The sequence below is a fragment of the Bradyrhizobium sp. genome, from assembly GCF_049798375.1.
GTDB lineage: Bacteria > Pseudomonadota > Alphaproteobacteria > Rhizobiales > Xanthobacteraceae > Bradyrhizobium.
In genome coordinates this window covers 1-5,969 of record NZ_JBARGP010000120.1, presented here as the reverse complement: position 1 = coordinate 5,969, position 5,969 = coordinate 1, and the positions used below count along the sequence as shown (strand labels likewise).

6 protein-coding genes and 1 pseudogene are annotated in these 5,969 nt (G+C 64.4%); 2 read left to right on the top strand and 5 right to left on the bottom strand.

The genetic code is table 11. The features are described from left to right. Both WA702_RS05510 and WA702_RS05505 read left to right on the top strand, forming a co-directional pair. The coding region (locus WA702_RS05510) for a hypothetical protein (protein ID WP_425109526.1) at positions 1-252 on the top strand (252 nt) is incomplete at its 5' end. 82 nt (positions 253-334) lie between these two features. Beyond that, positions 335-625: a hypothetical protein gene (locus tag WA702_RS05505; RefSeq protein WP_425109525.1), complete on the top strand. Its 291-nt coding sequence runs from the start codon at positions 335-337 to the stop codon at positions 623-625. Between the two features lie 841 nt (positions 626-1,466). Here the strand turns inward: WA702_RS05505 and WA702_RS05500 are convergent. From WA702_RS05500 to WA702_RS05480, 5 genes and pseudogenes are all read right to left on the bottom strand, one after another. After that, positions 1,467-1,891 (bottom strand): annotated as a pseudogene (locus WA702_RS05500) (GFA family protein). A 262-nt stretch (positions 1,892-2,153) separates the two neighbouring features. Further along, positions 2,154-2,558 (bottom strand): helix-turn-helix domain-containing protein, encoded by a 405-nt coding sequence (locus WA702_RS05495; protein WP_425109524.1) that lies wholly within the window; start codon positions 2,556-2,558, stop codon positions 2,154-2,156. 224 nt (positions 2,559-2,782) lie between these two features. Beyond that, positions 2,783-4,126 carry a methyl-accepting chemotaxis protein gene (locus tag WA702_RS05490; RefSeq protein WP_425109523.1) on the bottom strand — a complete coding sequence of 448 codons (1,344 nt, stop codon included), beginning with the start codon at positions 4,124-4,126 and terminating at the stop codon, positions 2,783-2,785. Between the two features lie 144 nt (positions 4,127-4,270). Beyond that, positions 4,271-4,765, bottom strand: coding sequence for a cytochrome c-type biogenesis protein (locus tag WA702_RS05485; RefSeq protein WP_425109522.1), 495 nt, complete (start codon positions 4,763-4,765; stop codon positions 4,271-4,273). A gap of 5 nt (positions 4,766-4,770) precedes the next feature. Then, a partial coding sequence (locus WA702_RS05480) for a heme lyase CcmF/NrfE family subunit (protein ID WP_425109521.1) occupies positions 4,771-5,969 on the bottom strand: 1,199 nt, incomplete at its 5' end.

The following is a 5,969-nucleotide window of genomic DNA, read 5'->3' as shown; positions in this document are numbered from 1 at the left end:
GCGCTATCTACTGAGTTGCTGGCGGAGCTTGAACGGCACGGCGTAGACGCTATGCGGGGCTTGCTCACAACCTCTACAAACGGGTTCAGCGGGACGGGCAGAAACACTGATATTGGCGGAGCGCCCGCCACTCGTGGCGAAATCCAAGACTGGCTCAAGTGGAAGGCGGCTCAAGATCACTGCCTGATCAACCTCGGCGCCATCGCCGCTGTTGCGGCTGCGCTTTTTTCGTTTGTGGCATTATGGAATTAGCCCAAGATGAACATGGCGGATGTGATTGGCTCGCGCGCCTAAGCAAGATGGCCGTGTGAACGAGCCGAAAGGGCGGTAAGTGATGATCCAGATAGCTGGCGGAATTATACTTGCCGTATTCTTTTTGGCACTGCTCCCGGCCATTCTTCAAGGCGCTCTTTGGCTTGCTGCCGTAGGCCTTGTCCTAGTTCTGGTCATCGGTGCCGTTGGGTTGCTCTTGGCTGGAGCGCAATCGACTGAGGGCTTGGCTGTTGAGCTGATTGTCGCGGGCGTATTTCTTGTTTGGCTGCACTATGAGATCAAAGCCCGGCGAGAAATCGCCGCGGAGCAAGCCGCGAGGACGGCTCAGCAGCTCTCCCCTGCGGACGACTAGCCGTTAAGCAATTTTCCGAGCTGGAGCTTAGACGCGCGTCTAGCAATCAGCAGGGAGATGAACTGTGTATCCGAGATGGCTTGTGAGGCAGGGCCTTCTGTTGGCCGGAATGCTGCTTGCTACCCACGCTTTCGCACAGCAACCAACGTTTCCCTTCCTTCAAGACGGAGGCGCACGCAGCGCTTTCGTGGGAGGTTCCCGCCGCACGTGCTTGGAGAAGCAAAGGGCCGCTCCCGAAAACGCTTCGCTCTCCGCTCCAGAGCTTGGGGGATTTTGCCTGTGCTATGGGCTGGCGCTGGCAGACCTCATCACTGGTACGGAATACGAGGTGCTGGCTCTCGGTAAGGTCCCCGACGGCTTCAGTGAAAAACAACGTAGAGCCGGCAATGTTTGCATTTCGCGGATGAGTACCTCTGAACAGTTATCACGCGATAGCCAGTTGAAAGTAGCGATAGAAAATAGATGCCGAAAAGAATTTCACCCCGATGGCTGTTATGCTGGAGCCGTGACCTCCTCTGGCAAGGAGGCACGAAACCCAAGAGACGCTGCAGACTATTGTTCTCAGCACATGGGTCCGAACGGATAGCTTGATGGCGGTAGCACCAAGTGGTAGCATCTTCGAGCAGCGAAGCTGATTTTGCGGGTAGTTTCCGTGCCTTCCGTTGTTCTGCGGTCCTTCCCCTAGGGAGCACCAGGCGAGCTTCGATCTTGCGGATAACTTACGGGCCTAGGTCGTGTTAGCCGATGGCGTAACCCGCCGCGCTGTCCTTTTTATACGACGGTGGCGGATAACACTGCGCTAATCCGCCCTACGCGCTGCTACAACGAATGCCGGCAAAGCCTATTCGGTAGGCACGAACCGCAACGTCCCCGCCCATCGCGAGGACCCGCCGGTGTCGTTCGGGTGGTTCACGCCGTCTGCCACCGGCACCTCCGGGAAGTCGAACGGGCTTACCCCTTCCAGGCAGCGACGTTGACGCCGTACTGGTTCGGATCGGAGCGGCGCTGGTGGTGGGTGTAGATGCCGCAGCGCGAGCAGAAGAAGTGCTGGGCCGTTCCGGTGTTGAAGCGATAGCTTGTCAGCGCGTCCTCGCCGCTGAGAAGTCTGACTCCGCCCGCTTTCGCCGCGACGACGACCGCGCCGCGCATGCGGCAGTAGGAGCAGTTGCAGCGGAGAGCTGTGTTGAAGCCGTCACTGAGCGTCGCCTCGAAGCGAACCGCGCCGCAATGGCATTGGCCGGTTCTGATGTTGGTTTCGTCTGCCATGATGATCTCCGCTGCATGTCGGGATCATGTCTACGTCCGCCGGGGGGATGCGAGCAAGAATGGCCTGCGTGGCGTCGACCGGACTCATTCGACCATGTCATGGTGGGCGTCATTCCGGGGCAAGGCCGCAGGCCTTGAACCCGGAATCTTGCAATGGCTGCGTTCGTTGCTGACCATATCGGGATTTCAGGTGCGCAATCGCGCACCAGAATTCAGCCCTGGGGGGCTCCCCCGGAATGACAGCGGATGGGAGAGCGCCACCTCACCGCCGCCTCTGCCGCCGCCATTCGCCGGGGCTGGTGCCGACCAGCCGCGTGAAGGTCCGCGTGAAATGGCTCTGCTCGGAGAAGCCGCAATCCAGCGCTATTTCGGCGAGCGGCAGCGTCGTCCACAGCATCAGGTCCTGCGCGCGCTCGAGCCGCAGCTTGACCAGCCAGCGATGCGGCGTGAGGCCGGTGGTCTTCTTGAAGGTGCGGCCGAACTGGCTGAGCGACAGATGGCAGCGGCGCGCGACCTCGGCGAGACGCACGCCACCGACGACCCCTGCCCGCAACATGTCCTCGGCGCGACGCTGCTGCCATGGCGCGAGGCCGCCGCGTCGTGGGCGGACGGACACCCGCACGGTGCCATAGGCAGCGACCTCAGCCGCGTGGCTTCGCGCAACCATGGCGCCGAACTCCCGTCATGCACAGACCCGTCGCCAGGACAGCAACACGGTCGCAGCCGCGCCTTCGCGCCTCGGGTTTGCTCATCGTGATGGCGCGCGCGGTCTGCCCCGTGCACGAGATCATTCACGCCGCGTGTTACGCGACGATTTCAGGCCGGCCGAAGAAGCGTTGCGGCGGCAATCCCCGCCTGCGCGGGGTGCCCCTGGATGTCGCGCCTGTCCGGTCAGCTCGCCTTGACGCTGATGATGAAGGCATCGACCTCGCGCTTCAGGGTCTCGGCCTGCTGCGACAGATCGACCGCGGCGTCACGGGCGTCGCCCGCCATTCGTCCGGTCTCCGCCGAGGTCGAGCTGATTTGCGCGATGTGGTTGGAGACATCGAGCGTGCCGCGCGCGGCCTCCTGGACGCTCCTGGAAATGTCCTGCGTGGCGTTGCGCTGCTGGGCGGTGTCGACCTCGATTCCCGACATGATCGCGCTGATCTCGGACAGCGTCGTGGAGATGCGCTCCATCACGCCGCGGGTCTCGCCGGTGATGCCCTGGATGCTGGCGATATGCGCGGAGATCTCGTCGGTCGCCTTGGAGGTCTGATGGGCCAGGTTCTTCACCTCCGACGCGACCACGGAAAAGCCCTTGCCGGCCTCGCCCGCCCGCGCCGCCTCGATGGTCGCGTTGAGCGCGAGCAGGTTGGTCTGCGAGGCGATGGCCTGCACGAGCTGCACCACGGCGCCGATCTTCTCGGCCGCCTCCGACAGCGCATGGATGGTGTCGCGGCTCTTCGCGGCCTGCGCGGCGTCCCCTTCGGCACGCTGGGTCGCCTCGGTGACGCGGCGGCTGATGGTGCCGATCGACTGCGTCATTTCCTCCGCGGAGCCCGCCACCGTCTGCACGCTGCCGTTGGCGCGGCTCGCGGCGGTTTCGACCGCGTTGGCCTTGCTGGAGGTGTCGTTCGCCGCCTTCGACAGCGTCTCGGCATTGCTCTTCAGCCGTACCGCCGAGGACGCCACGCTGCCGACGACGCCGGCGACGAGGCCGTTGAAGCCTTGGATGCGCTCGTCGAGATAGCGCGAGCGCTCGGCCTGGTGCTGCACCTCCCGCGATTCGCGCTCCGTCAGGCGCTGCCGCTCGATGCCGTTGGTCTTGAATACTTCGAGCGCACTGGCCAACAGGCCGATTTCGTTGCAGCGGCCGAGGCCTGGAATCTTCGTAGCGTATTTCTGGTCGGCGACGTCGCGCATCGCGCGCACCATCGCCGCCAAGGGCCGCAGAATGCCGTTCTGAACCGCGCCATAGGCGGTGGCGCCGACGGCGATCGCGATCACCGCGATCACGACGCAAGCCATGAGGAAATACGAGAATGCCGACTGCGCTTGCTGATAGACCTGCATGGCGTGGTCGCGTCCCGGCCCGCTCAGCGCGGCGAAATCCGGCGACAGGCTGGTGATCTGGTTGTTCAGATACAGCACCGCGATGAAGCCGGTGCCGCCGCCGATCGCCAATAGCAGCAGCAGCGAGGCCACCACGGCCCCCACCAGGAATCGGATGGTCAAATTGCTGTTGGAGAACATCGGCCTCAACCTAACGCAAGCATCGAATGGATGCGGCAAGCTCGCAGCGAAAGGTAAAGATCGGGGTAAATGGCGCGCGCGCGACGGCGGGACGGCGCCTACGTATTATTACTTAGGCGATGGTGATCACCGAGGCGATCGTGATCACCGAGGCGATGCTTGCCCCGGCGACGGATCCGATGCCATCAGCGCGGCGAGACGCGCTTCCTCGTCGGGCGTCAGGCCTGCGGTCTCTACATTGCGCAAGTTGCGGCGCCGCGCCTGCAGCCACAGCGTAATGCCGCCGCCGATCAGGAGCAGCGGCGTCAGCAGCCAGAGCAGCAAGGTCTCTCGCTCGAAGCGGGGCTTGAGCAGCACGAACTGGCCGTAGCGCGCCACGAGATAATCGATCACCTGGCTGTCGCTGTCTCCGGCCGCGAGGCGCTCGCGCACCAGGAGGCGAATGTCGCGCGCCAAGGGGGCCTCGGAATCGTCGATCGACTGGTTCTGGCAGACCATGCAGCGCAGATCACGCGACAGCGTCCTGGCGCGCGCTTCCTTGGCCGGATCGGACATGATCTCGTCCGGTTGCACCGCATGCGCGATCGGCGCTGCGATCAGCGCAAGGACGAATGACAGCAGGATGAGCGCCCGTCGCATGCGCTCTACTCCGCCGGCTGCAGGCTGCTGCGCGCGCCCCGCGCCGGCTGCGGCGCGCCGACACGCAACCTGCGATCCGATAGCGACAGCAGACCGCCGAACGCCATCAGCACCGGGCCGAACCAGATCAGCAGCACCAGCGGCTTGTGATAGACGCGCACCGCGATGCCGCCGTCATTGGTCGCATCACCGAGCGAAATGTAGAGCTGGCTGACGCCGCGCGTCTTCAGCGCGGCTTCCGTGGTCGACATGCCGCGGGTGGTGAAGCTGCGCTTTGACGGCGTCATTTTCCCGAGCGACTTGCCGTTCTCGCTGACCTCGAAGGTACTGAGAACCTCGTTGTAGTTCGGTCCCTGCCGCTGCGTCATGCCGTCGAATTTCAGCGCATAGCCGGCGATGGGCCTGACGTCGCCCGGATGCATGGTGCCGATATATTCGCTGTTCCAGGTGGTCTCGCAGACGATGCCGATCAGCGCGATGCCGAGCCCGGCATGCGCGAACGCGCTGCCCCAGGCCGAGCGCGGCAGGCCGCGGGCACGGTGCAGCGCGATCCTGAACGGCACCCGGAGCAGGCAGATGCGCTGGGCCATATCGACCATTGCGCCCGTGATGACGAAGATGGCGAGCCCGATCGCGAGCGGGGCCAGCGCGCTGCCGCCGCGGGCCCAGGCCCAGGCGATCGCGATGGCCACCAGCGCCACGATGCCGGCCGCCAGCAGCCGCTGCGCGGCGCCGAGCAGATCGCCGCGCTTCCAGGCCAGCATCGGCCCAAAGGGAACGGCGATCAGCAAAGGCAGGAATAGCGGCCCGAAGGTCAGGTTGAAGAACGGCGCGCCGACCGAGATCTTCTCGCCCGTCAGCACCTCCAGCGCCAGCGGATAGAGCGTGCCGACGAACACGGTGGCGCAGGCCGTGGTCAGCAGCAGGTTGTTGAGCACCAGCGCGCCCTCGCGCGAGATCGGCGCGAACAGCCCGCCCTGCTTCAGCGTACTGGCGCGGCCGGCGAACAAAGTGAGGCTGCCGCCGATGAAGGCGCAGAGGATGACCAGGATGAAGATGCCGCGGCTCGGATCGGTGGCGAAGGCATGGACCGAGGTCAGGACGCCCGAGCGCACCAGGAAGGTGCCGAGCAAGGACAGCGAGAAGGTCAGGATCGACAGCAGGATGGTCCAGACCTTGAGCGCGTTGCGCTTCTCCATCACCA